General features: G+C 55.6%; 24 protein-coding genes. 10 read left to right on the top strand and 14 right to left on the bottom strand.

What is annotated here, in order from left to right; all coding sequences use genetic code 11:
• Positions 1-41: 41 nt before the first annotated feature.
• The 8 genes from nusA to FGF66_RS05770 all read right to left on the bottom strand — a co-directional run bounded on the left by nusA (position 42) and on the right by FGF66_RS05770 (position 6,761).
• Positions 42-1,643 (bottom strand): transcription termination factor NusA, encoded by a 1,602-nt coding sequence (nusA, locus tag FGF66_RS05810; RefSeq protein ID WP_139456736.1) that lies wholly within the window; start codon positions 1,641-1,643, stop codon positions 42-44.
• A 66-nt stretch (positions 1,644-1,709) separates the two neighbouring features.
• Positions 1,710-2,228 (bottom strand): LSm family protein, encoded by a 519-nt coding sequence (locus tag FGF66_RS05805; protein ID WP_246046598.1) that lies wholly within the window; start codon positions 2,226-2,228, stop codon positions 1,710-1,712.
• 152 nt (positions 2,229-2,380) lie between these two features.
• Positions 2,381-2,587, bottom strand: coding sequence for a hypothetical protein (locus FGF66_RS05800; protein WP_139456735.1), 207 nt, complete (start codon positions 2,585-2,587; stop codon positions 2,381-2,383).
• 104 nt (positions 2,588-2,691) lie between these two features.
• Entirely contained in the window at positions 2,692-2,934 is a 243-nt protein-coding gene (locus FGF66_RS05795; RefSeq protein ID WP_139456734.1) for a glutaredoxin family protein, read from the bottom strand.
• Entirely contained in the window at positions 2,931-4,223 is a 1,293-nt protein-coding gene (hisS, locus tag FGF66_RS05790) for a histidine--tRNA ligase (RefSeq protein WP_139456733.1), read from the bottom strand. Before hisS ends, FGF66_RS05795 begins: the two co-directional genes overlap by 4 nt.
• Positions 4,224-4,244: 21 nt before the next feature.
• Positions 4,245-4,715 (bottom strand): PTS sugar transporter subunit IIA, encoded by a 471-nt coding sequence (locus FGF66_RS05785; RefSeq protein WP_139456732.1) that lies wholly within the window; start codon positions 4,713-4,715, stop codon positions 4,245-4,247.
• 259 nt (positions 4,716-4,974) lie between these two features.
• Positions 4,975-5,775, bottom strand: a complete 801-nt coding sequence (locus tag FGF66_RS05775) for a phosphatidate cytidylyltransferase (RefSeq protein WP_246046597.1) — start codon at positions 5,773-5,775, stop codon at positions 4,975-4,977.
• Positions 5,776-5,789: 14 nt separating this feature from the next.
• A complete protein-coding gene (locus FGF66_RS05770) occupies positions 5,790-6,761 on the bottom strand; it encodes a CPBP family intramembrane glutamic endopeptidase (RefSeq protein WP_139456730.1) in 972 nt (323 codons plus the stop codon).
• 242 nt (positions 6,762-7,003) lie between these two features.
• Here FGF66_RS05770 and FGF66_RS05765 point away from each other — a divergent pair, with 242 nt between their 5' ends.
• Positions 7,004-8,056 carry an NAD-dependent epimerase gene (locus FGF66_RS05765; RefSeq protein WP_139456729.1) on the top strand — a complete coding sequence of 351 codons (1,053 nt, stop codon included), beginning with the start codon at positions 7,004-7,006 and terminating at the stop codon, positions 8,054-8,056.
• A 116-nt stretch (positions 8,057-8,172) separates the two neighbouring features.
• Here FGF66_RS05765 and FGF66_RS05760 read toward each other — a convergent pair whose 3' ends face one another.
• Entirely contained in the window at positions 8,173-9,609 is a 1,437-nt protein-coding gene (locus tag FGF66_RS05760; RefSeq protein WP_170181240.1) for a glycosyltransferase family 87 protein, read from the bottom strand.
• A gap of 84 nt (positions 9,610-9,693) precedes the next feature.
• Positions 9,694-11,448 carry a hypothetical protein gene (locus FGF66_RS05755; RefSeq protein WP_139456727.1) on the bottom strand — a complete coding sequence of 585 codons (1,755 nt, stop codon included), beginning with the start codon at positions 11,446-11,448 and terminating at the stop codon, positions 9,694-9,696.
• Positions 11,449-12,031: 583 nt separating this feature from the next.
• On the opposite strand from FGF66_RS05755, the gene FGF66_RS05750 reads away from it, so the two are divergent.
• Positions 12,032-13,348: a glycosyltransferase 87 family protein gene (locus FGF66_RS05750; RefSeq protein ID WP_139456726.1), complete on the top strand. Its 1,317-nt coding sequence runs from the start codon at positions 12,032-12,034 to the stop codon at positions 13,346-13,348.
• A gap of 46 nt (positions 13,349-13,394) precedes the next feature.
• Here the strand turns inward: FGF66_RS05750 and FGF66_RS05745 are convergent, their stop codons facing one another.
• From FGF66_RS05745 to FGF66_RS05735, 3 genes are all read right to left on the bottom strand, one after another.
• Positions 13,395-15,233 (bottom strand): hypothetical protein, encoded by a 1,839-nt coding sequence (locus FGF66_RS05745; RefSeq protein WP_170181239.1) that lies wholly within the window; start codon positions 15,231-15,233, stop codon positions 13,395-13,397.
• Positions 15,234-15,617: 384 nt separating this feature from the next.
• Positions 15,618-15,983, bottom strand: coding sequence for a DMT family transporter (locus tag FGF66_RS05740; protein ID WP_139456724.1), 366 nt, complete (start codon positions 15,981-15,983; stop codon positions 15,618-15,620).
• On the bottom strand, positions 15,980-17,416 hold the full coding sequence (locus FGF66_RS05735) for a UbiA family prenyltransferase (RefSeq protein ID WP_139456723.1): 1,437 nt from the start codon (positions 17,414-17,416) through the stop codon (positions 15,980-15,982). Before FGF66_RS05735 ends, FGF66_RS05740 begins: the two co-directional genes overlap by 4 nt.
• A gap of 656 nt (positions 17,417-18,072) precedes the next feature.
• On the opposite strand from FGF66_RS05735, the gene FGF66_RS05730 reads away from it, so the two are divergent.
• The 3 genes from FGF66_RS05730 to FGF66_RS05720 are packed head-to-tail and all read left to right on the top strand — an operon-like array spanning position 18,073 to position 21,378.
• A complete protein-coding gene (locus tag FGF66_RS05730) occupies positions 18,073-19,140 on the top strand; it encodes a glycosyltransferase (protein WP_139456722.1) in 1,068 nt (355 codons plus the stop codon).
• Between the two features lie 46 nt (positions 19,141-19,186).
• Entirely contained in the window at positions 19,187-20,269 is a 1,083-nt protein-coding gene (locus FGF66_RS05725; RefSeq protein WP_170181238.1) for a glycosyltransferase, read from the top strand.
• Positions 20,266-21,378, top strand: coding sequence for a glycosyltransferase (locus FGF66_RS05720; RefSeq protein WP_139456721.1), 1,113 nt, complete (start codon positions 20,266-20,268; stop codon positions 21,376-21,378). The genes FGF66_RS05725 and FGF66_RS05720 overlap by 4 nt, the downstream gene beginning before the upstream one ends.
• Positions 21,379-21,409: 31 nt before the next feature.
• Here the strand turns inward: FGF66_RS05720 and FGF66_RS05715 are convergent, their stop codons facing one another.
• Positions 21,410-22,168, bottom strand: a complete 759-nt coding sequence (locus FGF66_RS05715; RefSeq protein ID WP_246046596.1) for a hypothetical protein — start codon at positions 22,166-22,168, stop codon at positions 21,410-21,412.
• A gap of 123 nt (positions 22,169-22,291) precedes the next feature.
• On the opposite strand from FGF66_RS05715, the gene FGF66_RS05710 reads away from it, so the two are divergent.
• The 5 genes from FGF66_RS05710 to FGF66_RS05690 all read left to right on the top strand — a co-directional run.
• Positions 22,292-23,389, top strand: coding sequence for a glycosyltransferase family 9 protein (locus tag FGF66_RS05710; RefSeq protein WP_246046595.1), 1,098 nt, complete (start codon positions 22,292-22,294; stop codon positions 23,387-23,389).
• 52 nt (positions 23,390-23,441) lie between these two features.
• Positions 23,442-24,413 carry a glucosamine inositolphosphorylceramide transferase family protein gene (locus FGF66_RS05705; RefSeq protein WP_139456719.1) on the top strand — a complete coding sequence of 324 codons (972 nt, stop codon included), beginning with the start codon at positions 23,442-23,444 and terminating at the stop codon, positions 24,411-24,413.
• Positions 24,410-25,585, top strand: a complete 1,176-nt coding sequence (locus FGF66_RS05700) for a glycosyltransferase family 4 protein (RefSeq protein ID WP_139456718.1) — start codon at positions 24,410-24,412, stop codon at positions 25,583-25,585. Before FGF66_RS05705 ends, FGF66_RS05700 begins: the two co-directional genes overlap by 4 nt.
• Entirely contained in the window at positions 25,586-26,599 is a 1,014-nt protein-coding gene (locus tag FGF66_RS05695; protein WP_139456717.1) for a glycosyltransferase family 2 protein, read from the top strand. It abuts the gene before it with no gap.
• 142 nt (positions 26,600-26,741) lie between these two features.
• The coding region (locus FGF66_RS05690; RefSeq protein ID WP_139456716.1) for a transposase family protein at positions 26,742-26,990 on the top strand (249 nt) is incomplete at its 3' end.

Here is a 26,990-nt window from a genome sequence, read left to right as displayed (position 1 = left end):
ATCCGCCGCCCTGACGCCTGTCTGAAATCCCGTGGTAATTCTCAGTTTGTTTCTTCTTCGTCGTGACGCTCTTCCGGCTCCGGACTCTCGTCCATCGTGCTGTCACCCATAGTAATGTCGCCCATCATCAACCTGTCGCGACTGTCGTCGAGCAGCGCCTTGAAATCCTCTTCATTGAACTGCTCGCGCACCGTGCGGTAAATCGTTTCGGCAATCTTCTTCCAGTAGCGCTTCTCCTCATCAGAGATCCTGCGTTCGCGCGGCTTCACCGTCTTGTTGCGCCCCTTGGGGAAAGCGAACAGCTCTTCGGTTTTCTGCGTGCCGACAAGGGCCTCCTCGATCTCGTCGACGCCAGCCTTGAGAATCTTTTTGGCCGTATCGAGACCACCATCGAGCAACTGGTAGATCATGTCGTCGCCGAACTCTTCGCGGAACTCGATGATGTCGATGTCGTTCGGATCTTCGAGCGACTTGTCGATCACGTCGCGATAGACGTCGATTTCATAACCGGTCAGCTTTTCGGCCAGATGGATATTGTTGCCGTTCTTGCCGATGGCGTACTTGATCTGGTCGGGCTTGAGCATCACCCGCGCCTTGCGGGTCTTCATGTCGGCATGAACCGTCATGGGGTCGATCTTGGCGGGCTGAAGCGCACGGGCGATGAAAACCTGCGGCTCGTCGGTGTAGTAGATGACATCGATATTCTCGTTGTTCAGCTCCTTGACGATGCTCTGGATGCGCTTGCCGCGATAGCCGACGGTTGCGCCGACAGGATCGATTCTCGAACTGGTCGATTCAACGGCCACCTTGGCCCGCTCACCGGGCACGCGGGCGATCCCCTTGATGACGATCAGGCCATCGAGAATCTCCGGCACCTCGCTTTCGAAAAGCTTGTAGAGAAAACGATCATCAACGCGGGAGACGATCACCTTCATGCCGCCATCGGGCTTTTCGCGCTCCTCGACGGAGCCGTCGTCGTTGCGCAGCTTGACCTTCTCGCGCTCGATGCGCTTGACGTAAAGCTTCATGCGCGGCGTGCGGCGCGGATTGTCCTTCTTCATCATCTCCGCCTTCGGCAGCACCAGCTCGACGCGGTGATCCTTGGAGGTGTTGTAGGTGAAAATCACCTCGTTCGGCCTGACCTGATAGACCTCGCCGGCAACCACCTCGCCGACCTTTTCGAGGCAGTCCTCGTAAACGGCCAGACGCTCCAGGTCGCGCACCTTTTTCTGCACCGACTGCTTGATGATCTGTATCGACTTGCGGGTCAGGTAATCGTCGAGCTTGATCGGCCCCTCTTCGTAATAGTCGCCAAGTTCGAGCGAATCATCGATCTTGCGAACCTCGTTGATATCGATTTCGATGGTCGGAAGATCGACGTCATCGACAATTTTTTTCAGAATATAGACCTCGAAATCGCCGCGCTCCGGATTGATGAAAATATTGGACTCCACCTCTGGATCGTAATCTTTCCTGAGCTGTTTCTGGATGATCTCCTTGAGCAGGTCGGCAATGTCCATCTTGACCGCGGCGCTTTCGGAGCGCTTGTCCAGAAAAATCTTCGACTGCTCGATTTCGCCGAAAGCGCTGGCAATCTGCGCTTTCTGATCATGAGTGTCACCCTTAAGCTGCTTTCTTGGCATCGCTGTGTGATCTTTTTTTTATAGAATAGTCTGCGATTCGTTCTTGAAACTTCTCGGAACTATGACTTACAAACCGGCCTGCACCACCGCCTTGACGACATCGGAAAGACGAATGGTCACCGGCGGTTCTCCGGCGGTTCTCTTTTTCCGGCCCTCCCTGACAGCCTCGATGGTGATCGACGGCGCCTCCTCCCCAGCCCCGACGGCGGCTTCGAGCAGGCGACCCGTAATCTCTTTGGGCTGAGCCTCCCCGTCCAGGTAATTGACCCGTATCAAACGTCCCAGATGTCGCAGGTACTGGCGCTGAACCTTGACTGGCTCGCCGATGCCGGGTGACGAGACCATGAGATCGAAATCTCCTTCCGCCAGCATGATGTTGTCTTGGCAAGCCTCCAGACGCGCCCTGATGGCGCGGCTCAACTTCGCGCACTGACCGATGCTGACGCCTTTGTCGGTATCGACGGTCAGCTCTATTTTTCTGCCGCCAGCGCGAATGGCGGCTTCGACAACGTACATCTCGTCGCCGGTTGCGGCAGCAAGGTCGGCGATCGACTCGCCAATCGCCTTGTGTATCAACTCATCCATCATCGCGTTCATCAACTCGAATTTCCGAAAACAAAAAAGTGGGGATACCCCACTTTCAGAAACTTTGCTTCTAACAGGCCAGTGCTCCAGTGAGCGACAATGTACAAAAAAAGCGCGCACATGTCAAACAGCTATCTCGCAATCGGCGCGCTTTACTCCTTTTGTTTGATCTGGCTGTCGATCACCTCGTACTCCGCCTCCTCGACCTGCTTCCGCCTGCCTGGAGAGGAGAAATTCCGGGAGCGGCTGGTGCGTCGCTCGTTCTGATTGCCGCCGATAAAGGTGGTTATGCGAACGAGCCGTCCCACGAGTCGCATGGCCAGCCACAAGGCGATCAAGAGAAGAATGAATTTCAGCATGGTGTCAATCTGTCAGCAATGAATAATTCTGTTCCGGACAAATAAACAGGGTAATGTTGATGTTCACTCATCCGGGCAGCAGCGCCAATCTGTCTGCGGGCAGTTTACCGCCCCTTGAGCAGGGCGATCAGGCGATCTTTGTCGATGCGGTGTTTGAAGGCCACCTGGCCATCGATGAGGATGACCGGAATGTCGAGGCCGTAGCGTTCGATGAGATCGGCGTCGCCGGAAATGTCCCGCTTCTCGATCTCGAACGGAGTGCGTTTCCGCACCTCTTCGAGCACTTCGAGCGCCTGGTCGCAGAGGCAGCACTCCGGATTGCCGTAAATCGTAACCCGTGGCTTCACGGCCTCAGCGACTCCCGCGCCGCCGGTTCACGCAGCACTTCGATGATGGCGTCGAGATCGAGCGAGGTCTGCTCGGAGGTGACGAGATTCTTGAGCGCATAGACGCCCGACTCGAACTCAGACTGGCCGACGAACAGCGCATAGGCCGAACCCATGCGGTTGGCGTCGCGCATCTGCGCCTTCATGCTCCGTCCGGCGAGATCGATCTCCGTCTGGATGCCCGCCTTGCGCAGCCGGAAAGCGACCTGCATGGCATGGCTGGCAAGTTCCTGCTGTTGTATGACGACAGAAACGAGCGGACCGTGCGGATTGAGCGTTGCAAACAACCCCTGCTTTTCCATGACAATCATGAGCCGCTCCATGCCAACCGCGAAGCCCACCGCCGGAAGATCGCCGGACGCGCCGAGTTCACGGGCCAGCCCGTCGTAGCGCCCGCCGCCGCCGATGGCGTCCTGCGCGCCAAGCTCGGAACTGGTCACCTCGAACGCGGTATGGCAGTAGTAGTCGAGTCCGCGCACCAGAAGGTGATCGATGTCGTAGGCAATACCGCGATCGTCGAGGTAGGCGAGCACAGCCTCGAATTCGGCCACCGACTCCGGCTTGAGCGAAGCGTAGAGCCTCGGCGCTCCGGCGATCATCTCCTTGAGCGCGGGATTTTTCGAGTCGAGAATGCGCAGCGGATTCTTTTCGAGCCGCTCTTTCGAGGGTTCGTCGAGGTCGGCTTCCCAGGGCTGAAAGTAGGCCCGGAGCGCCTCTCGATAGCGGGCGCGGTCGTCGAGGTCGCCGAGTGAGTTGATGCGGAGCCGCAAGCCGTGCAGGCCGAGGGTCTCGAACACCTGCATCATGAAGGTCAGCGCCTCGGCCACCGCCGCCGGGTTGGAGACGCCGAGCAGCTCCGCGCCGAACTGCGTGAACTGGCGCTGGCGTCCGGCCTGCGGACGCTCCTTGCGGAACAGATCGCTGATGTACCAGAGCTTGTGCACCGGCGACTGCGAGAGCAGGTTTTTCTGCAAGCAGGCGCGCATCACCCCGGCGGTCATCTCCGGGCGGAGCGTCAGGGAGCGGCCATTGGGATCGGGCTGGAAGGTGAACATCTCCTTGCCGACAATGTCGGTGGTCGCGCCGATGCCGCGCTGGAACAGCTCGGTGTACTCGAAAACGGGCGTGCGGATTTCGCTGAATCCGAAGAGCGCCGCCACCGAGTGGACGACCCCCTCGACATGGCGCCACCGCGCGATTTCATCCGGAAAAATATCCCGCGTACCCTTCACTGCCTGCAACTGCGCCATAACTCTTTTTTCTCTCGACAATTAAATCTGGGGTAAATCCTTCTCCTCTTCGCGAAAAAGCGCGAGCACCTCGCCGGGCGTCGCCGCGTCCAGAAGCTTGCGGCGCACATCGTCGCGGCCCGCGATTCTGGTGATGCGCCCGAGCAGCTTGAGATGCTCGGCGAGCATGGTCTCCGGCGTGGCGAGCAGAAAGACGATTTTGACCGGCTGGTTGTCGATCGACTCGAAATCGACCTCTCCAGCGAGCGTGACGAGCGCCAGTACCGGTTCGGTCACGGCGGAGGTCTTGGCGTGTGGCAAGCCGATGTTCTTGCCGATGCCCGTGGACATCTCGCGCTCCCGCTTTCGCACATCCTCGGCGAGCTGCTTTGTATCTCTGACCTTTGCATGGCTGGACACCATGGCGAGCAGCGTATCGATCACCTCATCCTTGGAGCCGGATTCGAGATTCAGGTTGATGTGCTTTTCTGTGAGAAGGGCTTCGATTTTCATGATCGATCAGCATTGCAGAGTGTGGAAGCAAGATCGTGAACCGCATTCTCCGGAGCGTGTTGCCGACTGCCGCCGAACCGGAAAACCGGACTGGCCGGAAACAGTAAAAACCCGCGAACAGTCTGGCTGCCGCAGGCGATCCGCTCAGGATTCCGGCAAACCGGAGATCACGATACCATCAACAGAGGAGTACCTCTAAAAACAGAACCGGAATATAAGAAAAACATTCTTTTCCGTACCGGATTCGAGCGGCGAAAGATCACCAGTGATGCGCGAGAAAATAGAGTAGCGGCGCGACGAACATCACCGTATCGAAGCGGTCGAGCACGCCGCCGTGCCCCGGAATGACGCCCGACGAGTCCTTGACCCCGGCATCGCGCTTGAACATCGATTCGAGCAGGTCACCGGCAGGCGCGACCGCGCCGATGAAGAGGCCCGCCGGAATTGCCCGTCCGTCGGGACAACCGGAGATGTACGCCGAACAGGCCCATGCCGCCAAGGCGCTTCCGGCAATTCCGGCAAGGTAGCCCTCCCAGGTCTTCTTCGGGCTGATGCGGGGAAAGAGCTTCTTTTTGATGAACTTGCCCCCAAAGCCGCGTCCGCCGAAATAGGCGAAAATATCCGCCGCCCAGACGCATAGAAACAAAAGCAGCACCAGCGCCTCGCCGGAACCCGCGCCGGTGTTTTCCGAAAGGCGGAGCCTGAGCAACGCGCCAAAGCTCAGGTTCACGTAGAGCAAGCCGACCAGCGTCGCGCCGAGGTTCATGAACTGGGAACCCTGATTCCGCCAGATTTCAAGCACGTACAGAAACATCACCACGGCGAGAATCGCCTCCCAGTAGCCGATGAATCCGTAATAGAAATCGAGCTGGATGAAAGCGGTCAGCGGCAAGAGAATGGCGATCGATGGCGGATGCGCCCGGTGCGCAGCCAAGCGCCAGAACTCCCAGGTAGCCATGAGACCGAGCAGGAGCACGAGCGCCAGGAAGTACAGGCCGCCTTGCATATTGAGCCAGAGAAAAAGCGGAATACCCACAATGGCTACCGCAACTCTCTGCATGAGATTGCTTTGCATCAGGAGTGAGATTTCAGCGATGCCTCCCGAGGCATCGGGTTATCGGCATCCTGCAATGCCGGCCTCACCGGAAATGACCGGATCAGCAAAAAAAAGAGAAACAACGAAACCGCCACCAGAACCCACCACGGCCAGTAACCAATGACTCCTGATGCCGCATCAGTCGCGCCGCCGCCTGAATCAACGCCGGTTTTCAGCAGGACGAGGGCGGCCAGATTGTTGGTTCCGTGCGCGATGGCTGGAACGAGAAGGTTATCGGATTTCAGGTAAATATAGCCAATATACCACCCGAGCAACGTCAAAGGCGCAAAATTGAACCACTCCATGTGGAACAGGGCGAACACCACTCCGGTAAAGAGCACCGCCCTTCGGGGATTGAGGTTCACGGCGAGGCTTTTCTGGATATACCCGCGGAAAAACAGCTCTTCGCAGAACGCCGGAGTCAGCACGAGCACCAGAGCCGAGAGGATCGATCCCCCGATTGACGCATCGCCCGCAAGTATTCTGAGGAACTGGTCGAGCATGGCCTGCTCACTCGCGAGCGTCTTTCCGAGCATTCCGAGATACGGCAGCAAAAGAGTCTGCAACTCGACGATGCTGTACAAAGCAGGTTGCAGCAGCAGCATTCCGGCCCCGGCCATCAGAGCCAATCGAACGCCACCCTGCTTGCCGATGCCGAGCCAGCCGAGCGTCGCCCTGCCAAACAGGCCGCCGCCGCTGAAACGGCTGACAAGCCAGAACACCGGCAGTGCGAGCACCGCGATCTGCCCGAGAGCCTGAGCCGCGAGCAGCTTCGACACGACCGGCCCGGTCAAACCCCGGAACCCTTCACCCAGAGAGACGCCGCCGGTCACCAGCACGGTGAGCAGCGAACCGGCAATCGGATAGACGGCGAGAACGGAGAGCAGCACCAGCGCCGTATCGAAAAGACCCGGATGCCGGCGCTGTTTCGAGTCGTCAGTGAAATTCATGAAGCGCGGTTCCGCGATTGATGGTTGATTTTGTCAATAGAAGGCGGAAAGATACCCTATTTCCCGTATTGCCGACAATAAACAAACATGGCCTGGTTTTCATCCTGAATGAAACGCTTTTTTTGGAAAAAGCTGATTATCTTTAGGTTTACCTATAAGATTTTCGGCGCTACTCTACTTCCAGATTACGCACCAGTTCCCGATAACCGCCCCGACAGAAGGGCATCAATCGTACACCCCGCATGAAAATTCTCATTACCGGCGCTGCCGGATTCATCGGTTTCCATCTTATCGAACGCCTTGCGTCGAGAGGCGATGAAGTGGTCGGCATTGACAATATCAACGATTATTACGACCAGCGGGTCAAGTATGGACGCCTCGCCTGGTCGGGCATCGATGAAGCGGCCATCGAATACGGCAAGCCGGTACAGTCATCAAAGTTTCCAAACTACCGCTTCGTCAAGCTCAACCTCGAAGACAAGGAGGGCATCGACCAGCTTTTCAAAACGGAGAAATTCGACGCGCTCTGCAACCTGGCCGCCCAGGCCGGCGTGCGCTACTCGCTCACCAATCCCGGCTCCTACGTCAGCTCGAACATCGTCGGCTTCGTGAACCTTCTGGAAGCGGCGCGGCACAACAGCCTCGGCAACTTCTGCTATGCGTCGAGCTCGTCGGTTTACGGCCTGAACGAACGCCAGCCATTCTCGGTGCACCACAACGTCGATCACCCGGTCAGCCTCTACGCGGCGAGCAAGAAATCCAACGAGCTGATGGCGCACACCTACAGCCATCTGTTCGGCATTCCGACCACCGGCCTGCGCTTCTTCACGGTTTACGGCCCCTGGGGACGGCCCGACATGGCGCTCTTCCTCTTCACCAAAGCCGCGCTCGAAGGCCGCCCGATCGATGTGTTCAACTACGGCAACATGCAGCGTGACTTCACCTACATCGACGACATCGTCGAGGGCGTCGTGCGAGTGCTCGACCATCCCGCCCAGCCGAACCCGAACTGGAGCGGCGCGACCCCCGATCCCGGCTCGTCGTCCGCGCCGTACCGCGTTTACAACATCGGCAACAACCAGCCGGTCAGCCTGATGGATTACATCGGAGCCATCGAAAACGCGCTCGGCAAGAGCATCGAAAAGAACCTGCTGCCCATCCAGCCGGGCGACGTTCCCTCCACCTACGCCGACGTCAGCGATCTGGTGAATGATCTCGGCTACAAACCGGAAACCTCGGTGCAGGAGGGCGTCGATCGCTTCATCGCCTGGTACCGCGAATTCTTCAAGGTCTGAGCGATTGCCCGACGGCCTGTAGCCGGATATGAATAAAGCCGAGGCCGGAGCAGTTGAAACTCCGGCCTCGGCTTTACCCTTTTCCCCCTCAGCGAAAATGCTGAAGCCCCGCTCGTTTATGCGGAAGTCTTCGCAATCCTCGGCTCGACCGACAGCAGCCGGTATAGCAGCACCAGCACCATGACGGCTCCAAAAAACAGGTAGGACTGCACGAAATTCAGGTGGGTATTGGCGAACTGGTCGGTAATGAGTTCAAACTTCTGGCTGACGAGAAACCAGGCGGTCAGCAGATACGCCTCGGTCCAAGCTCCAAATGGCCTGCGCGCAATAGCCGCCGGAAACAGCACGGCGAATATCGGCAGCAAGATTCCGTAATGATGCTCCCAGGCAACAGGAGAGGCCAAGGTGACGCTGAGGAAAATCAGCGCCATATCCAGAAGCTGCGGCTTTTGCCGCACCCGCCAGAACAAGGCCGCCCCCAGAATGGCCGCCGAACTAACGACCGTCGAGTAATAGACAACCGGATGGTATGGGGGAAAACTGTTTTTCAGCCACACGAGATTGTTTCCGTTAAACAACAAACGGTTCATCAGTCCATTGAGCGACTGGTTTGCAAAAAAGCTCTCGCCGTTCCGGCTGATGAATCGCAAAACATCGATATACCCGATAACATTACTGAATCCATACTCCAACACTGAAACAACCTGCAATATACCCGCCGTGACCAGCAGAGAAACGGAAAACTTCCACTCTTTGCGGAATGCCGCCCATAGCAGCAGCACCGCATATTGTGGCTTGATCGAGCAGCAGAGGCCAACCAGCAAACCGGCAAGGCCTTTGCGATCTTTGCTCCAGGCAATCAGGGCGGCGGCCGTCAAGCAACTGATCAGCGTCTGTATCTGCCCAAGATAAAATGATCTGCTCAGAGGATAAAACAGATAAACCGATGCCAGACTTATCATAAAAAACAATATTCGAGACTGCTTCTTGCTATCCAAGCTGATCCCCGCTTGATACTTATCATAGCGATTTGCCGAATCAGAAAACAGGTAATAGATCATGAAACCCATACCAATCAGACTGAACCAGCAAAGAATGTTCATTGCAAACGAAATCGCATGCCCGTCTGCTGAAGTCATCTGCTTGAGATAATCCAGAAAAAGCAAAGAACTCAACGGATACTGAAATTTGACCTTGCTGACAAAAAAAATGCGTTCGTACAAAGAGAGCGGATTTTGCGGGTTTGCGTTCAGCTCTTTCAGAGCCCATAACATGGGTTTCCATGAATCGGCTAAATGCGTCATCTTCCAGACATTGAGTGTCTTGAGCATATAGCCTGCCGTCGTGTCCTCCGGCTTATGAAACGATGCAGCAAGAATTGCGCTGACCAGCAGAGCGCTGGTCAGCAGTGTCAGCAAGAGCAGATAACTCCGGTTAAGCAGAGGATATTTCTGATACTTTTTCAGATTGAAAAAATCAGAACCCCTGTCCGAAAATAGATAGAGTAATGAAACCGCTGACAGCACGGTCATCAGTAAAATAAGCGCAATCATATATAGTGTAATTGATATCACCATATTACTTATATAAAGATTTAATTATAGTCGCATAAAATATAATTTTTTCTTATAAAACCTCTAATCCGGTGATTTGAATTTATAAATATAGGTCTTTGCTTCACCAATCTTATGCCAATCAGGACTTAGCCTCTTGACATCCTGATCAGAAACCCAGCGCGGTAATGAAGGTATAATAATGGCATCCACTCCGGCATTTTTCAATACATTCAACGCAATAGCCTGCCGCCTCCTATTGGATGAATAGAAGTCATAACTCATTGCTGAAACTATCTTTACTTTAGCCAATCGAGCCCAGTACAGCTCTTCGTCCTCCAATCCCACCACAGCAACTTTATCCCCCGCCTTAATCCCCATCCTTCCAAGATTATCAGCAACCTGCCAATGATAATGGCTTATACCATCGACAGGATGTTTTACTGTTCTTCTTTTGAATGAAGATTGAAATAAAAGAGAGATATTTACAAGAATCACTATTATAATAACCATACCTTTCAATACCCTCTTTGAAAGTGAACCCTTTACATCCACGCTAAAAAAAACAAACAAAAACAGCATTAAAACAAATGGCGCTATATATCTTGTCTGAAATGCTACCCAAGGATCAATAATTACCGTCAGATCGGTAAATAAGATAAAACTGATAAGGCCAGCTACAGGAACCAGAAAAAGTCTCCAATTGTAAATAATATTCTTCAAAAACCCTATAGTGCACTCCTTGTTTATGCTTGCCAACACAAAGAAAAAAAGAAGGAAAAAAGTTATAAATAATTTTATTAAATATTTAAGATTGCGCTTAATTATATCAATTTGTTTTTTCAAATCAAATTTTGCATGTATCCCATCACTCCAATATGAAGGATCATACCAAACAGGGTAAGAGCCTGATACTGGCGTTGCGAATTCTATAATCTCAGGCTCTTTATTAATTTTTCTTGTAGAATGCGCTGGAGTTCCGGTTTCCGGAGAACCTTGCCAATAATGATCGTCTGTTATGGGACTTACATACCAAGCATAATTCAATTTTCCTGCATCACCTATGGTGATACGATGTTTCTGCATGGATATTGCCGTAATAAATGGCAATATAAGCAGCATCATAAACAATAGAGAAATTGATACTCTCGACAAGCTGCTCTTTAAGCTTATGCGATCGCTGATATGAATAATTGATATAATATATACAAAACCTAAAGGCAACATAAACGATTTCGCCAAGTAACTTAGCCCAAGAATAACACCAAGAATAACATAATTATTCCAACTCAATGGATTCATAGCAATTCTCAGAACAAAAGCAGTCGAAAGATATACAAATGCTGCAACCATCATATCAGGGCTATCTCGATGCACAAGAATCCATACGATCGAAGACCAGATAAAAATGGTATATCCAAGCGCTATCCAGACCCAATCCGGCTTTTTCAGGATATTATTTATCCCCTCTTTTCTATTCTCTGTATTTTTAGAATAAGCAATTATATGATTCAAGAAAAAATCAAACGAAACCAGAGCAAATAAATAGAGCGCAAAGTTTACAGTCTTGACCAGAAAAATTTCCCAATAAGGAGCAGGCTTAAAAATAAACAAAACTGTTCCCAGCACCCATGAATAAAGAGGACTCCAGCAAGCATTGATGGCATCACTCCAGTTACCTTTCAGATAATTATCTGCAATATCCAAATAGGATGGGCCATCATACCACATGAGATAGCGACCACTTCTCGTCTGAATAGCACCAAGAATAATCGCCAAACTCCAAAACAGACACTTTAACGCCAGATTCAGACGCTTATTATCAATCTCCCTATGCATGTATTAATAAATTTATGCGTAATGAATATATACACAACAAACACTTTTTTCTACAAATAAAGCGGATATTCTCGATCGTCTTTTTATCACATGCGTTCTTACGCGTGACTCATTTGGATTTATTATCTTGCTGTGGACATTTGCTGATCAGTTTGAAGGTTTAAAGTAATAAAGTAGTGACGGAAATACAACACCGGAAGAGCGCTCGTTCATCGTACTGACACTGAAAAGCATTGACGCGAAGTGGCGCTATCTGCTTGCCGCAACGGCGCGGCGATCATGGCATGGAAGATCAACAGATTCAAGCGCTTTCGGGAACAGCGGCGGAAAGGCGGAAAACGGAGTCTTGACAAGCAGGAATGAAAATGCAGAGCGCCGCAACACACAGCCATTGGGTTGCGCAACAAGCCTTCAGATATACGCTTCGGTTACTTTTCTATATCAGGCCATATTTGCCTGAAGGCAATAACCCGGATATTGACTGAGGTTGTTGACCAATAACTCAACGCTTCTGACACGGCGCATTATTTTGAAAAAGCAACCACCTGTTTGCATTATATTATCTGCACATAGATAAAGTCTTATGATGGGAAACAATAAATTATCCGCTACCTCAAAAGGATTAGCGCTTGACAATAATTTTCGCGGCGCTGTGCGCAAATTCGTTTTGCTTTTGATTCTTGTAGCGCTTGGCTGGTACCTGTCCGGCGCTTACGCTCCGCGCATCAACGATTTCCCCGCTTATTACGAAGCAGGGCGGGTGGTGCTGGAGGGCCGGCCCGGCGATCTGTACTCGAAATTATCCGTTGTCTTCACCAATCTTCCGGCGCTCAGTCTGCTGTTCACGCCGCTTGCCCTGTTTGAATACGATACTGCCTGGCATATCCTGTGGTGGAGTTCCATCGCTTCATTCGTCGCTACCTTGCTGCTGCTTGCCGTTTCAGTCCGGACGAGGAAGCCATCGGACGGAGCTTCGGCATTCCTGCCAGCGCTGATTTTTCTTGCTTATGCTCCGATAATGCACCGCTGCCTTGTTCTTGGCCAGACCACTCCGCTGGCCGTCATGCTTCTTGCCATCTGCGTTTTTTTGCTGCTGCGGGGACACAATATTGGCGCGGGGCTGGCGCTCGGAGCTTTGTGCGCTCTCAAGATCCCGCCACTGCTGCTGCTTGGGGTGTTTGCCGCGCGGCGGCGCTGGGCTACTGTTGCTACTGCGGTTGCCGTGCTGATCCTCACGGTATCGGCATCATGGCTCTGGCTCGGCACGGAGGGCATGAGCCAATATGCAGAACGGGTTTTCGGTGCAAACACCCGTGGAGGGCTGGCTGCCTTCAATAACCAAAGCCTCGACGGCCTTTGGATGCGTACATTCAGCGACGCTGGCCTGACCAACTGGACTCCTTCCCCGCGCCCTTATGCCACGACCATTGCCACTTCACTATCGTTACTGGTCATCGCGATTGGAGTATTGCTGACCGGATGGAAATTCTTCTTCTCAGCCCCCGCCATCGGCAGAAGCGCCAGCGATACGAATACCGTCGAACTTGAAGTGGGCCTCGGAGCCGCACTCATGGTTCTTGTTCTGCCTGTGACCTGGACGCACTACTTCATGCTCCTGTCGGTACCGTTTGCTCTGCTCCCGATCTGGTGGCAACGCAATAATCTGCCCGGCATTCGGATGGCCACGGGTGTGCTGCTGACTGGCGTCTTGCTGACCACGTGGCCGCATGTGCATGAAAACTCCTACTATGCCGCCCGGGAAACGCTCGGATCGCTGCGGCTCATCCTCGCTGGGCGCACCGTGGGCGCGCTTCTGCTTCTCGGACTATGCATGGCCGGTATGATACTGTGGAACAAAACCGGAACGGCGAAGCCATCGGATCGAGCGTCCGCCGACTGAAAGACGCCGCCCTCCTGACGACTGACCGGCATTTCAATGCCTCGGCTTACAGCACTTCGTACAGAACGTAATTCGGCGTCCGTTTCAGCAACCGGCAGGAGGCGGGCACTCCTGCCACGGAAGCATGGAGAACAACGTAACGGATTCCGCGCGCCCGGGCGTATGAGACCATCTCCCCGGGCGTACGAAGAGCGGAAACCTCTCGAAGTCTCGTTGACCACTGCCAGTAAAAGGCGGGAGACCACATGACCGCTGCCCCCTGTTTCCAGTCCACCCAAACCTTCCGGCGCGACTGCAACTGAAAATAATCGACATGGTCATGGTCATCCATCGGCAGCAAAAACGGACCATGCAAGCGGCTGCTCCGGATCCATGAAGTCAATTCCGCCCAGCTCTGGTTCACGGGAAGCGTACGTTGGAAACGTTGATTTTCCTCGATACTTCTGACCTGATGCCAGCAAAAAGCGGCCGTATAACAAAAGAGCAGGAACGCCAGCGACCAGCCCACCGCTGTGCGCCGATACTGGCCAAAAGCCAGAAGAGCGAACACCCCAAGCGACACCGTCAGCTTTAAACCCTGAATCGAAGCGAGTCGATGCTGCCAGAAAAAATCCGTCAGCGCGAGCGCGAAGAGCAGTACGCAGAGACCGGCGAGCAGCTTCCGAGGCGCCTCGATCCACCGGAAAATTCCCCACCGGTCGAAGCGGGCAGCAAACCCGCCGCCGGGCAGTGCCGCGAGCATCGACGTCAGAAGCACCGCCATGCCGATAATCCTGATCTCCAGGATGGCCAGCGAGAGCAACACGACCGCGCCGATGACTCGCATCGCCAGCGCCTCCCGGTTCAGCAGCAGCCTCACTCCCGCCAAAGCGATCAGAACCGTCGCGAGCGCCTGCCCGATACCGGCGGCGCGAATCAGGTGCAGATTGAAAATGAACCGGTTGTCAAACAGATAGGGCAACGGTACGCCCACAATCACAAGCAGCAACGCGCTGAGTTGAAGAGCGACCCAGAAGCGGCTCTGCGGCAGATGCCGCGCGGCAAGCAATCCCGCAGAGACCAGCAGCAGATGCTTCAGCATCGATTTCCACTCGATTGCCTCGATCAGAAAATGCTTCGGATAATATGAGCGGACATAGTCGATGTAGCTGAAATCGACCGCTTCGTGCTTGCCGCTGACGGCGAAGAAGATCCAGAGCGCTGCAGGCAACGCGAAAAGCGCGAACCCGGCCAAAGCTTTCAGGAACGTCGCCACGGAAAAGGGCCGCTTCACCGCGAAGAGCACCAGCGTATTCATCCCGAAAAGCCAGATGCCAATGAACGCGTTGACAGAAAACGCGATGCCCATCATCATGTAGGCCAGAACGATCCTGTCGGCATAGAGAAACCCGACGGATAAAAACACGAACACCCAGGTCACCTCGCTGTGCGTGAAGTAATGGATGAACATTCCGTGACCGCCGACAATGGAGAACATTTGCAACAACGGGGTCAGCGTCAGCACCATCATCGCCAGCAGCACTTCGAGCGGCCTGTCCAGTCCGGCACTCCTCGCCAGAGAGGCCAATCCCGCGAATGCCGCGATTCTGCTGGCGAGATTCGCGACAGAAAAAACCTGCTCGACATTGGCTTCGGTAGTCACAGCCCTGAGGATCGGCCAGACGATCGAGGTAAAATTGTTCAGCGTCGCGTAAAACGCATCGTCGCGAAACTCGGGCAGCCGGATCAGATTCAGCACATACGGCAGATGAAAAACGTTGTTGATCAACCCGAATGAAAACCCCGTGAGCAGCAACGACACATAGCCAAATACCACCGGTATAAGCACATAGCTGACGAGATTCCATAGCTGCCGGGACATCCGATGGTTCAAGGCATCTTTCATGCTGTCGGTAACAAAAATTCCGGCAATCTCCCGAAAAGCGTCGGAACGCCTTCCGGCTCATGCCGGGAGTTCGTAATTGAAGAGGTCACTTCGGTAACGCATGGTATAACGCGCAAAAGCAGAACGGCGACGAATGCGATCCGTTCGCGAGTAAAAACCACGGTGTAAAATAACGGTCAGAGGCCAGCATCCGTCAAAAAAATCAGCGAACGAAATGAGGCGATTGAACAGGAAAGCTCTTCAGGGGGGGGATTCAAACCGTCACGAACGGGTTCGAGGAGGACGGCAAACTCAATGGCGACGCTAAAAGACGGAATGATGAATGGTTACCGATCCCGGCGGCTGAAGCAGAACGCCCAGCCCGCCGATGCGTCAGGGTCCGAATCAGGAGTTCGAGATAAACCAGATGCCAATGCAGATCATGACGATCCCCGCTCCCCTCGACAACGAGATGTGCTCGCCGATCATCGCGCCGACCACCGCCGTGACCAGAAAACCGATTCCCACCATCGGATAGGCCTTGCTCACCTCCCACTTCGACAGCACCCACAGCCAGACGACCGCGCCGAATCCATAAAGCAGGAAGCCGCCAAGAACAAACTTGTCAGTCAGGATAACCAGAAGCGTCTTGATCGAAAAGGGTTGCTGCATCGCCGTCTTGACGGCATCGGCTGACATGCCCGCTTTCAGCGAAAACTGCGCCGCCGCTGAAATCAGGATACTGCAAAAGGCAACGACAAAAGTATTCATGGCATCAATTTGATCGAGATAAAACGGGCCGTGATCGTCATAATAACCATAAACAGCACAATGATCTGGCTTCCTTTGTCTGTGATAGCGAAAATAACCGGATCGTCGTGCATTTGTCCGCGAGACGTCATGACCCACAACCGTGACTGCCAGTAGATGAGCGCAATCGCTACCAGCCACAACATGTCGGGCGTTGCATAGCCGATCCTGGTTTCCGGGGCGCTGATGAACAGCCCGAACATGACCACCGCGGCAAGCGCCGCGCCGACACCCAGCGGCCACAAGACTCTCAAATCTTCGACCCAGTAATCACGGCCATAGGTGCCCATCTTCCCTTTCTCATCCATCGCCACCAGCTCCGCGCATCGCTTGACCAGCGCCAGGCTGAAAAAGATAAACACCGAGAAGGCCATCAGCCAGAAGCTCGTTGCCACGGGAGTGGCGATCGAACCGGCCAGAATGCGCCAGGTATAAAGCAGGGAAAGCATCAGCACGTCTATCAGAACGATCTCCTTGAGCACCAGCGTATAGAAGACCGTCATCATGACGTAGAGCAGCAGCATGAAAAAAAATCCCTGCGAGAGCGACAACGCCATCGTAACAGCGACCACCATGAGCACGACGCTCATGATCACCCCTGCCGTAATCGAAAGTTGTCCGCTTGCAAACGGCCGATTGCACTTTCGGGGATGAGCGCGATCGTTCTCGATATCAAGAAGATCGTTGAAAATATAGGTGGACGAGGCCGCCAGCGAAAAAGCGACAAACGCAACCATGACGTGCAACAGGCGGCTAAAACTCGACAGATTGATTGCGGTCAGCAATGGCACGAAGAGCAGAAGATTCTTGAGCCACTGATGCACGCGCAACGCTTTCATCAAGACCTTGAGGTCCGGCGCGGGCCACTTGAACTCACGCTCAACGGCTACCTGCCGCTTTATTGACCTCGCCACCTGTGAGGGAACCCCCACCAGAATGGCGTGCTTGCACTCCTTCCAGATAGGAATATCCGCCCGGCTGTTGCCGGCATAGACAAAATGCTCTCCCAGACTTTCATGAATCGCCGCCAGCTTCTCTTTGCCTTTCAGATTGTGCGTGCCATCCGTTGCCAGCACATCGTCGAATATATCGAGATGAGACGACACCGCTTCGGCAATCGACCGGTGAGCCGCGGTGGCAAGAACAATACGGCGACCTTTGGCCTTTTCTTCCTTCAGGTACTTGAGAAACGGCTCGTTATAAGGCAGCAATTCCCCCGATATACTGGTGTGATCCGCAATATGGCTCTTGAAGACTGCCCGCTCCTGCCTTCCCAAACCGACGACTCTGAACAGGTTGAGAGGCGATTTCCGCATATACTTCAAAAGTGACTCGACAAGCGTATCGGTAGGAGTAAGCGTACCGTCGAGGTCAACAACTATAGGAAGATTCATGTTATTGACGTTACAAGTTAGATATTGACCGGGCTGACCTTTTTATTTAAAAGCACGAAGCCAAGCGTTGAAGTATCCCGGATAGTCCCGCGACGCGTTTGAGAAAATGCATTGGAAAAAATACGACAACCTCCATATCTATAATCACTTATAGTCTCTACCAATACTCAGGATTTCAACAGGAGCGAAACCCGGATTGAGGTCAGGGATTTGTCTGGAAACAGCAAATAGTTCGTATTTTAATTGGCAATATACTTTATTTTTTAAAACTACAAATATATTTTTCTTCTATAACGCCGCGATGCGCCGGAGATGAATTACGGTTATTTCACAGTATTCATTTACAGCACAACTACGAACAGGCAGACAGATCAGCTAAAAATCACGACGATTTCTTATATTGATCGGCAGTACACTACAGGTTATCCGATTTCCCGGCAGGAGCTTAACCCACATGGTACGAGCGACTGCCTTGCCTGCCCGTGGGGGAAAACCGGAAGCACCGCAGCAAGATGCCTGAGCGAAACTCTCTCTGATCAAACGGAAACAATGGACAAAACATGAACATCCGCTCGCTCTGCTCCTGCCAGAACGCCGTGGCCTACGATGTGAAAGGGGTGCTGCCTATTGACGTAATCGATGGCAGACTCTGATCCATGAACATCCTCTTCATCAACTCGGCAAGAACCTGGGGCGGAACGGAGAAATGGACTTTCATGGCGGCTCACGCGCTGGCGACAGAGCACCGGACGCATCTTGTTTACCGTCGCGCTGTCGTCGGCGAGCGTTTCACGATTCCAAAATACCGGCTCCCGTGCCTGAGCCACCTCGATCTGTACACGATCTTTCAGGTGGTCAGGCTCATCCGAAAGCATCGCATCGAAGTCCTCATCCCGACCAAACGCAAAGACTACCTGATAGCCGGTATTGCCGCGAAAATCTGCGGCGTCACCAATATTCTCCGCCTCGGCATCGACCGCACCCCCTCTGGATTCTGGTTCCACAGACTCATGTACGGCTCGCTGGCCGACGGCATTATCGTCAATGCCCGAAGGAGCAGGGAGAGCCTTCTGCGCGCCACCTGGATCAGGGAGGAGAACATTCGCGTCATTTACAACGGTATCGACACGGAGAGCATCGACCGGCGGTTTCCGGAGGTCATCTCCGGCAAGCCCGAAGGATTTACCATCAGCTCGATGGGCATACTGACCCGGCGCAAGGGATTCGATTTCCTGATGCGCGGCTTTGCGCGGTTTCTCGAACTTTCCGAAGCGCCAGACGCGCAACTGGTCATTATCGGCAGCGGCCCTGAACGCTCGGCGCTCGAATCGCTTGCCGCTGAACTCGGCATCGATGGGCGGCTCAGGTTCACCGGCTTTCTGAACGACCCGTTGCCTGAACTTGCCCGAAGCCATCTGTTTGCCATGGTATCGAAAAACGAGGGTATCGCCAACGCCCTGCTCGAAGCGATGTACCTCGGCAACGCGCCCGTCAGCACGAGAGCAGGCGGAGCCGAAGAGGTGATCGACGACGGCCGGAACGGCCTCCTGCTCGATTACGGAGAGACTGACGCGCTGGCCAAAGCGCTGCTCTCGCTCTATCGATCCCCGGAACTGCGTGACAGTTTCGCGAAAAAGGCGAGAAGCAGGGTTCTGGAGCAATTTTCGATAGAGCGGATGGCAGGCGAAATCGCCGCTTTCTGCCGGGAGGTGGCGGGGAAATGATACGAGGAGAACGCATCGATAAAAATGAAGACAAAGCCGTGAGCCGATGAATTTTCTCTTCCTGAACTCCGCAAGCCGCGGATGGGGCGGCAACGAAAAATGGACCAAAATGGCCGCCGAAGCCCTCGACGGCGAGCGCTTGGTGATGCTCGCGTACCGCGACCCGGCAATAGGCGACCTTATCAACGTCGAGAAAGTCCGCCTGCCATTCCGCTGGGAATTCGATCTGCCCACCATCTTCAGCCTGGTCAGACTCGTCCGGCGCAAAAAAATCGATATTCTGATTCCCACGAAACGAAAGGATTACGTGCTTGCCGGTCTTGTTTGCCGCCTCACCGGAGCGGCAAACATCCTCCGTCTCGGCATCGACCGCCCGCTGAAGAACACGCCGGTTCAGCGACTGATCTACGGCTGGCTGACGGATGGCATTATCGTCAATGCCGACAAAATTCGCCAGACACTTGACCTGACCTCATGGCTCGACATCGGCAAGGTCGGGGTGATCTACAATGGCATCGACCGGGACAAACTGGAATCGGACTCCAGTCTGCCCTGTGAAAAACCCTTTCTGTTCACCGTCGGCGCTGCCGGAGCGCTCATTCCGCGCAAAGGATTCGACTACCTGATTCGCTCGTTCGCCCGCTTTTGCGCAGACGGCGACGAGTTCGCGGATTCCGGACTCCTCATCGCTGGAACGGGGCCTGAGCAAAAGTCGCTCGAACAGCTTGCCGCTGATCTCGGCATCGCCGGTCGGGTGCGTTTTACCGGCCATCTGGCCAACCCCTACCCCGTGATGCGCGCCTGCGACCTGTTTGTCTCGGCATCGACATCCGAAGGTCTGGCCAACGTGCTTCTTGAAAGCATGGCGCTCCATTGCGTACCCGTCAGCACCTTGTCGGGTGGAGCCGACGAACTGATCGATGATGGCAGGAATGGCTTTCTTGTCCGGTACGGTGACGAAAAACGGCTTGCAGAGATATTCGGCGAGCTTTACAAAAACCCCGGCAAAGTCGCCTCAGTCGCGGCAAACGCGCACGAGACGATCATGCAGAGATTCTCGATCGAGCGGATGCGAAACGACCTGCTCGAGTTCTGTTCAGCAATCCTCGATCGCAAAAAAGGCAAATGAACATACTCTTCATCAACTCCATCAGCCGCACCAAATTCGGCGGCGGCGAAAAGTGGATGGTCAACGCCGCCAGGGGGCTGACCGATCGCGGCCATAACGTGGTGCTCGCCAGCAAGCGCAACTCCCGGCTGCTGGAGTACGCCTCGAAGCGCGGCGTCCGCACCGAAGTGATGGAGATTGGCAGCGACTTCAGCCCGCTGGCGACGCTGAAAATCGCCGCGTGGATGAAGCGCCACCAGACCGACGTCTTGATCTGCAACCTCAACAAGGATGTGCGCGTCGCCGGACTCGCCGCGCGGCTCGTCGGCCACCCCGTGGTGCTGGCGCGGCACGGCATGTTGCTTTGCAGCAGAAAGTGGAAACACAAGCTCACGCTCACCCGCCTGACGGACGGCATCATCACCAACAGCCACACCATCCGGGCGGCGTACGCCGGATACGGCTGGTTCGATGCCGATTTCGTCAAGGTGATCTACAACGGCCTGACGATTCCGGCGCAGGTCGTTCCGTTCGATTTCGCCGCGCGCTACCCCGGCAAAAAAATCATCTACAGCGCCGGACGCCTCTCGAAACAGAAAGGCTTCGAGTACCTCATCGACGCCGCCGCCATGCTGCAACGCAAGCGCAGCGACCTCATCTTCGCCATTTCGGGCGAAGGCAAGCTCGAAATCGAGCTGAAGAGCAAGGTCAAGGCGCTCGGCCTCGAAGCCTCGTTCATCTTTCTCGGCTTCACGCCCGACATCTACCCGTGCCTCAAAGGGTGCGATCTGTTCGTGCTGGCGTCGCTTTTCGAGGGGATGCCCAACGTGGTCATGGAGGCGATGGCCATGCAGAAGCCAGTCGTCGCGACCGACGTGAACGGCGCGCGCGAGCTGATGGGAGCGAGCGAAGAGAGCCTCGCTTGCGACACCGGCCTCATCATCCCGCCGAAAGATCCGGCGGCCATCGCCGAGGCGATCGAAAAGATCATCGACAACCCCGCGCTTCTCGCCGCATACGGCAAAGCCGGGCATGAGCGCGTCGAAACGCACTTCACCGTACCGATCATGGTGAACAACCTCGAAAAGCACCTGAAACAGAAAATCGCCGAAAAAACCGGACGGAGCTGAGCGGCAGAAACAGAGAAAACGCGGCAAGCGGTCAACCGGGGCGATAACGAGGAACGAGGTGCTCCAGCTCCGGCTCGGTGGTGAAGAGATTGTAGCGGCGGGCAAGCTTGCGGAGCACCTTGACGTCGGCGAAGACATGCTGCGGAAGATCACGCCCTTTTAGCTGCTTGCCATTGAGGTATTCGTCCCTTTTTCGGACGCCGATACCGCAAATGACGTAATCAGCATCCCGCCCATGCTCGGCGATAGCCAGCACGAGCGCGAGAATGCCCGTCGAAGGCCTGAACGCCGACCCGCAAGCCTTGCGTTTATTGAGCAGCCTCTTCAGAAAGGTGCTTGCCAGCGAACCGGTGTAGCGGATTTTCTTGTCCAGCGGCAAGCGGAAAAAATCGCTCGTGACAATCGGATCGTAACAGCCGCTGAATTTGCCGACCAGCGCCCGCCGTTCTTGCGCCGAAACAGCCTCCACGGGAGATGTGAACCCGGCCCCGGCAAGCGTCTCCTTCAGAAATTCAAAATGACCGGTTCTTGTCAGAATCATTTTGTCGGGCCGTGAGGCGATGACCATCTGAAACTGCCGCTGATTCAACTCTCTGTCTGGCGCCCCTTCCCTGAACCCTTTAGGATGGATCACATCCGGATTCATAACACTCACCACGCGCGGAAACCGGCTGACCATCTCCGCGTAGTAACCGATGGCGCCGTTGGCGCAATACACCGCGTCGCCCAGAGGAATATCCGCGCCCGGCTTGGAGCCAAGCACCACGACCAGCTTTTTCTTCACGCTCATGGTTGAACTGATTACTGCATAACAGATGACTGCCGGGAAAATCGATGAACCTGCATAAAGATAAAAAATGGCGTACATTGATTGCTCGATAACGAAGTCGATGACGAAAAATCCCGAAAATCAATGACGACGGATGCCGCCCGGAAAACCAGCCCGGAGATGAAGCCCCGAAAAAAGAAGAAGCGGCAGTTCCGCCAGCTTTTCGCTCGCTCGCTGCAACGCCTCGCGCCCGCCCGAAGCGGCAGCGCCGAATTCAGCGGCCCGCTGCGCTCCGTCGCCATCCTCGCGCAGGAGAAGCTCGGCGACTGCGTTTTGCTCACGCCGCTCGTCCGGAATCTGCGCCGCGCCTTTCCCGATCTCGAAATTCACCTCATCGCCTTCAGCCGCGCCTCGGCAAACTTCTTCATGAACGACCCGGCGGTGACGGCGGTGCATCTCGTCAAGAAACAGCCCCGGCGCTATTTCCGGGAGGTGCTTTCGCGGAAGTTCGACCTCCTCTTCAACACCAAGGATCACCCTTCGACCCACTTCCTGCTCCAGTCGGCGCTCATCCGCGCCCGCTTCAAGGTGGGGCACAAAAACCCGTTCCACGAGGGCCTTTACGACCGGCTCCTCGACCTTGAGTTCCACAGCCACATGGCGGCGAAAAACTGCGCCCTCCTGCCGCTGCTCGGCGTCACGGCGGAGACGGAGGCGTGTCGTCCGTCGCTCTGCGCCATGCCGGTTTCGGAGGAGCTGACGGCGTTTCTCGGCGAAATCGAAGCGCTCGCGCCCATCGGCGTCAACCTCAGCGCGGGCCAGCCGAACCGACTCTGGACGGAGGCAAAGTGGCAGGCGCTGCTCGAACGCTTTCCCGACGAGCGCTTCGTGGTGCTCTCCGGCCCGGAAGATGTGGACGCCAAGCGCCGCCTCGAAGAGCGCTGCCTGAACGTCATCGCCTCGCCGCCGACGCGGAACCTCTACGAAGCGAGCTGCATCGTCTCGAAGCTGCGTCTGCTGGTGACGCCCGACACCTCGATGGTGCACGTCGCCTCGGCAACCGGCACGCCCGTCGCCGGGCTGTATCGCGAAGCGCCGCAGGACATTTCGCGCTTCGGCCCCTACGCCATTCCGTTCGAGATCGTCATCTCGCCGACCGGCGAAGTGAGCGGCATCGAGCCGGACGAAGTCGCCAGCGCCGTGCGGCGGCTCATGGGCTGCGCCATTGGGAAAGAAGCGTGAAATCGCCTAAATTGACGGGCACTGTTTCTCCGATCAAGCATCGCCCCGACACATGACCCTCGTTCTCGGCATCATCGCCATTTCGCTCCTCGTTGGACTCGGTTTGCTCGTCAGACACCGGCTCAAGTGCTGGCGGCAAAAACAGCAGCGGCAGCAGGACGACATCTGGTCGATCGGCCTGTACGAAGGGCCGGATCCCGTCACGCTCGCGCCCGCGCCGGGAATCAGCAACCCGATCCTGACGGCGCAGGATGTTACCGATGCGCACGCGCGATTCGTGGCTGATCCATTCATGATAGAGCGGGACGGACAGTTCCACCTTTTCTTCGAGCTGCTCAACACGAAGCGGAAGATGAGCGAAATCGGCCATGCCGTCAGCGACGATCTCAAAACATGGCGCTACAGCCGCGTCGTGCTCCGGGAGCGGTTCCATCTCTCCTCTCCCTATGTTTTTGAACACGATGGCGAGATTTATATGATTCCCGAATGCGCCAAATCGAAATCGATCCGCCTCTACCAGGCGGCATCGTTTCCCGATGACTGGCGGCCAATCGTGACGCTCCTGAGCGAAGACAAACGCGAGGTGCCGCTACTCGACCCGTCGGTCGTCTTTCACGACGGCCACTGGTACCTCTTCAGCTACATGCGTAACGTGAACAATCTCCACCTCCATATCGCCGACTCGCTGACCGGCCCGTGGCGTGAGCACCCGGCAAGCCCCGTCGTCAGAAACAGCGACCAATTCGCGCGCCCCGGCGGTCGGGTCGTCAAGAGCGGCGCGGTGCTCTACCGATTCGCGCAGGACGATCGGCCCCGTTACGGCAGCAAGGCGTGGGGCTTCCGCATCACCGAGCTGACGCCGACCAGCTACCGCGAAGAGGCGGTTTCCGACATGCCGGTGGTACAGGAAGGGAGCGAAGTCTGGAACGGCAGGGGAATGCACACCGTCGATCCGCACCGGATGCCCGATGGCCGCTGGATTGCGCTTGTTGACGGACTCAGAAACGGCAACATGGCCAAATGAAAAAGAGAACCTTCGTCATACTTTGCTCGGAATATCCGCCATTCATGGGCGGCATCGCGCTCTGGGCGGAGAATCTGCTGAAAACGCTGACCGCGAACGGCTACGAGGCCGTCGTGCTGACGCATCTGACCCGGAGCCACAAGAAAAAGGGCGTCCGCTCGACGCGTGAGGTGCGCTACCTCGCCGGGCACGACTGGCAGAAGCTCCACTGGCTCTACCGGCTGCCGACGCTGCTCAAATACATGGCAACGCGCAGGGAGCTGATTCTCATCGCGGCGACTTGGGACGACCTGCAAGTCATCCACCGCCTCAAGCCGCTCTTCCGCTTCAAGATTTATTGCGCCTCGCACGGCACGGACGTCACCAAGCACGTCTTTCCGAGAAAGCGCAAGGTGATCGAAAAAATCAACAGAATTTACCGCTCCGTCGATCTCTTCATGCCGGTCAGCCGGTCGCTCGACACCATCGCCCGCTCGATGTACCCGGCGCTCCGCTGCCCAACCCTCGTGCTCGGCTGCAATGTGCTGACGGACGTGTTCACGCCGGAGCACGACCCGGAAAAGAAAAACGCGCTACGCAAGCAGTTCGGCATCGCGCCGGAGTGCAAGCTGCTCGTCACTGTGGGCCGGATGATGGCCGTCAAAGGGTTCCGCCACGTCATCATGGCCGTGGCAGCCCTGCGCGAGCGCTATCCCGATCTCGCCTACATGATCGTCGCCAGGCGTGATGAACCGGAATCCCTGCTGCTCGACGCGCTCGTCAAAGAGCTGCACGTCGAAGATCGCATCCTCTTTCAACCACCGGTCGATAACCGCGAACTGCCGAAAATCCTGCAAGCTTCGGACATCTTCGTGCTCACCTCCGAGCCGGTTTACTGTCCGTTCTATCAGGAGGAGGGGTTGCCGAGGGTGATTCCCGAGGCGAGCGCCTGCGAAATTCCCGTCATTGCCAGCACCACGGGCGGCCTGCCGGAAGGGGTGCGTGACGGGGAAACGGGATTCGTCGTGCCGAACGGCGACCAGGAGGCGTTGAAGCGAAGCATCTGCGCCTTGCTCGACGATCCGCAGAAGTCGCGCGAAATGGGCAGGAAAGGCCGCAAGTTCGTGCTCGAACAGTTCTCCGACACGAGCATGACCGCCCGGATTCTCAGCATGGCCGCAGAGGAGCGGTGAATGCCACAGCCCCCCGTCACCGTTCTCATGCCCGTGCACAACGGGGAGCGCTACCTGAAGGAGGCGATCGAGAGCATCCTCGCGCAGAGCTTCGCGGATTTCGAGTTTCTCGTCATCGACGACGGCTCGACCGACCGGAGCCGCCAGATCGCTGAATCGTACGGCGGCGATCCGCGGATTGTGCTCGTGGCCAACGCGGAGAACAGAGGCACCGTGCATGTGCTCAACCAGGGCATCGCGATGGCCAGTGGCCGGTACATCGCCCGCATGGACGCCGACGATATCAGCCTGCCGGAGCGGCTCGAACGGCAGGTGCGGTTCATGGACGAGCACCCCGACGTCGGCGTTTCGGGCACGGGGATGCGCCTCATCAAAAACGACAAACTCAGGAACACGCGAACGCACACGGCGAGTGACCCGGAGCTGAAAATCCAGCTCCTCTTCAGCCCCTGCTTTTTCCACCCGACGGTCATCATCCGCGCGGAGCTGGCCAAAGCTCACCCCTATCCAGACAACCTCGTCTATACGCAGGACTACAACTACTGGACGAAACTCGCCCCTCTGACCAGCTTCGCCAATCTGAGCGAAGTGTTGCTCCATTTCCGCGAGCACGAAGGGCAGATCAGCACCAGAAAAGCGGACTTGCAGATCACCAACGCCAGAGCCTTGCGAGCGGAATATCTGAAGCGACTGGCGGGCGCGGCCTCTGACGAACAGCTTGCGATTCACCACGCCATCGCGGAAAACCGGAACGACATCGACCTCGAAAAAGCGAAAGCGTGGCTTGAAAAACTGGTCGGGATGAACGACACGGCGAAGCTGTTCGATGCGGAGATATTCAGAAGAGAGATGGCCAGAAGATGGTGGCTTGTCTGCCGGAAAAACACCCGGCACGGCAGATATGCGCTGCAAACGTACCGCTCGTCATTCCTGCAACCGCTGTACCGGCCCGACGCGATAAAATACCTGAAATTCTGGTTGCGTTGCTTGGCGACGAGTGAAAAAATCAGCTAATGAGAACCCACTCTGAAATGGAGTAGAATTCAGGACAATTTTTTCAAAAAAAGGCTTTTCGCAGAATATCGTGGGAAGAAGGGTGTGTATGAGGTAACATAGAGTAATTTTGAGCTTTACCCAACCGCACCTTGATACTCCCATGCAGAGCCTGACGAGCCATTACCACCAACTTTTAGGTCTTTCCTCAAACTGGAAGGTCGAGAACGTTCATCTGTCGATGAGCGGCAAGCGGGTCGAGATCAGACTGGTCTGTACCGGCAAGCAGGTCGCGTGTCCGGTATGCGGTGCATCATGCAGCATTTATGACCATACCACTGAGCAACGATGGCGTCATCTGGATACCATGCAGTTCGAGACCATTCTGGTGGCCTGTTTGCCACGTTGTCAA

It is taken from the genome of Chlorobaculum thiosulfatiphilum (assembly GCF_006265165.1).
In the GTDB taxonomy this organism is placed as follows: domain Bacteria; phylum Bacteroidota; class Chlorobiia; order Chlorobiales; family Chlorobiaceae; genus Chlorobaculum; species Chlorobaculum thiosulfatiphilum.
Note: the sequence above shows the minus strand (reverse complement) of the source record. Positions and strands in the feature narration are given on the sequence as shown.

Coding starts and splice junctions, on each gene's coding strand:
- nusA (WP_139456736.1), bottom strand. CDS start 1,643: ATGCCAAGAAAGCAGCTTAAGGGTGACACTCATGATCAGAAAGCGCAG.
- FGF66_RS05805 (WP_246046598.1), bottom strand. CDS start 2,228: ATGGATGAGTTGATACACAAGGCGATTGGCGAGTCGATCGCCGACCTT.
- FGF66_RS05800 (WP_139456735.1), bottom strand. CDS start 2,587: ATGCTGAAATTCATTCTTCTCTTGATCGCCTTGTGGCTGGCCATGCGA.
- hisS (WP_139456733.1), bottom strand. CDS start 4,223: ATGGCGCAGTTGCAGGCAGTGAAGGGTACGCGGGATATTTTTCCGGAT.
- FGF66_RS05785 (WP_139456732.1), bottom strand. CDS start 4,715: ATGAAAATCGAAGCCCTTCTCACAGAAAAGCACATCAACCTGAATCTC.
- FGF66_RS05775 (WP_246046597.1), bottom strand. CDS start 5,775: ATGCAGAGAGTTGCGGTAGCCATTGTGGGTATTCCGCTTTTTCTCTGG.
- FGF66_RS05770 (WP_139456730.1), bottom strand. CDS start 6,761: ATGAATTTCACTGACGACTCGAAACAGCGCCGGCATCCGGGTCTTTTC.
- FGF66_RS05765 (WP_139456729.1), top strand. CDS start 7,004: ATGAAAATTCTCATTACCGGCGCTGCCGGATTCATCGGTTTCCATCTT.
- FGF66_RS05760 (WP_170181240.1), bottom strand. CDS start 9,609: ATGATTGCGCTTATTTTACTGATGACCGTGCTGTCAGCGGTTTCATTA.
- FGF66_RS05755 (WP_139456727.1), bottom strand. CDS start 11,448: ATGCATAGGGAGATTGATAATAAGCGTCTGAATCTGGCGTTAAAGTGT.
- FGF66_RS05750 (WP_139456726.1), top strand. CDS start 12,032: ATGATGGGAAACAATAAATTATCCGCTACCTCAAAAGGATTAGCGCTT.
- FGF66_RS05745 (WP_170181239.1), bottom strand. CDS start 15,233: ATGAAAGATGCCTTGAACCATCGGATGTCCCGGCAGCTATGGAATCTC.
- FGF66_RS05740 (WP_139456724.1), bottom strand. CDS start 15,983: ATGAATACTTTTGTCGTTGCCTTTTGCAGTATCCTGATTTCAGCGGCG.
- FGF66_RS05735 (WP_139456723.1), bottom strand. CDS start 17,416: ATGAATCTTCCTATAGTTGTTGACCTCGACGGTACGCTTACTCCTACC.
- FGF66_RS05730 (WP_139456722.1), top strand. CDS start 18,073: ATGAACATCCTCTTCATCAACTCGGCAAGAACCTGGGGCGGAACGGAG.
- FGF66_RS05725 (WP_170181238.1), top strand. CDS start 19,187: ATGAATTTTCTCTTCCTGAACTCCGCAAGCCGCGGATGGGGCGGCAAC.
- FGF66_RS05720 (WP_139456721.1), top strand. CDS start 20,266: ATGAACATACTCTTCATCAACTCCATCAGCCGCACCAAATTCGGCGGC.
- FGF66_RS05715 (WP_246046596.1), bottom strand. CDS start 22,168: ATGAGCGTGAAGAAAAAGCTGGTCGTGGTGCTTGGCTCCAAGCCGGGC.
- FGF66_RS05710 (WP_246046595.1), top strand. CDS start 22,292: ATGACGACGGATGCCGCCCGGAAAACCAGCCCGGAGATGAAGCCCCGA.
- FGF66_RS05705 (WP_139456719.1), top strand. CDS start 23,442: ATGACCCTCGTTCTCGGCATCATCGCCATTTCGCTCCTCGTTGGACTC.
- FGF66_RS05700 (WP_139456718.1), top strand. CDS start 24,410: ATGAAAAAGAGAACCTTCGTCATACTTTGCTCGGAATATCCGCCATTC.
- FGF66_RS05695 (WP_139456717.1), top strand. CDS start 25,586: ATGCCACAGCCCCCCGTCACCGTTCTCATGCCCGTGCACAACGGGGAG.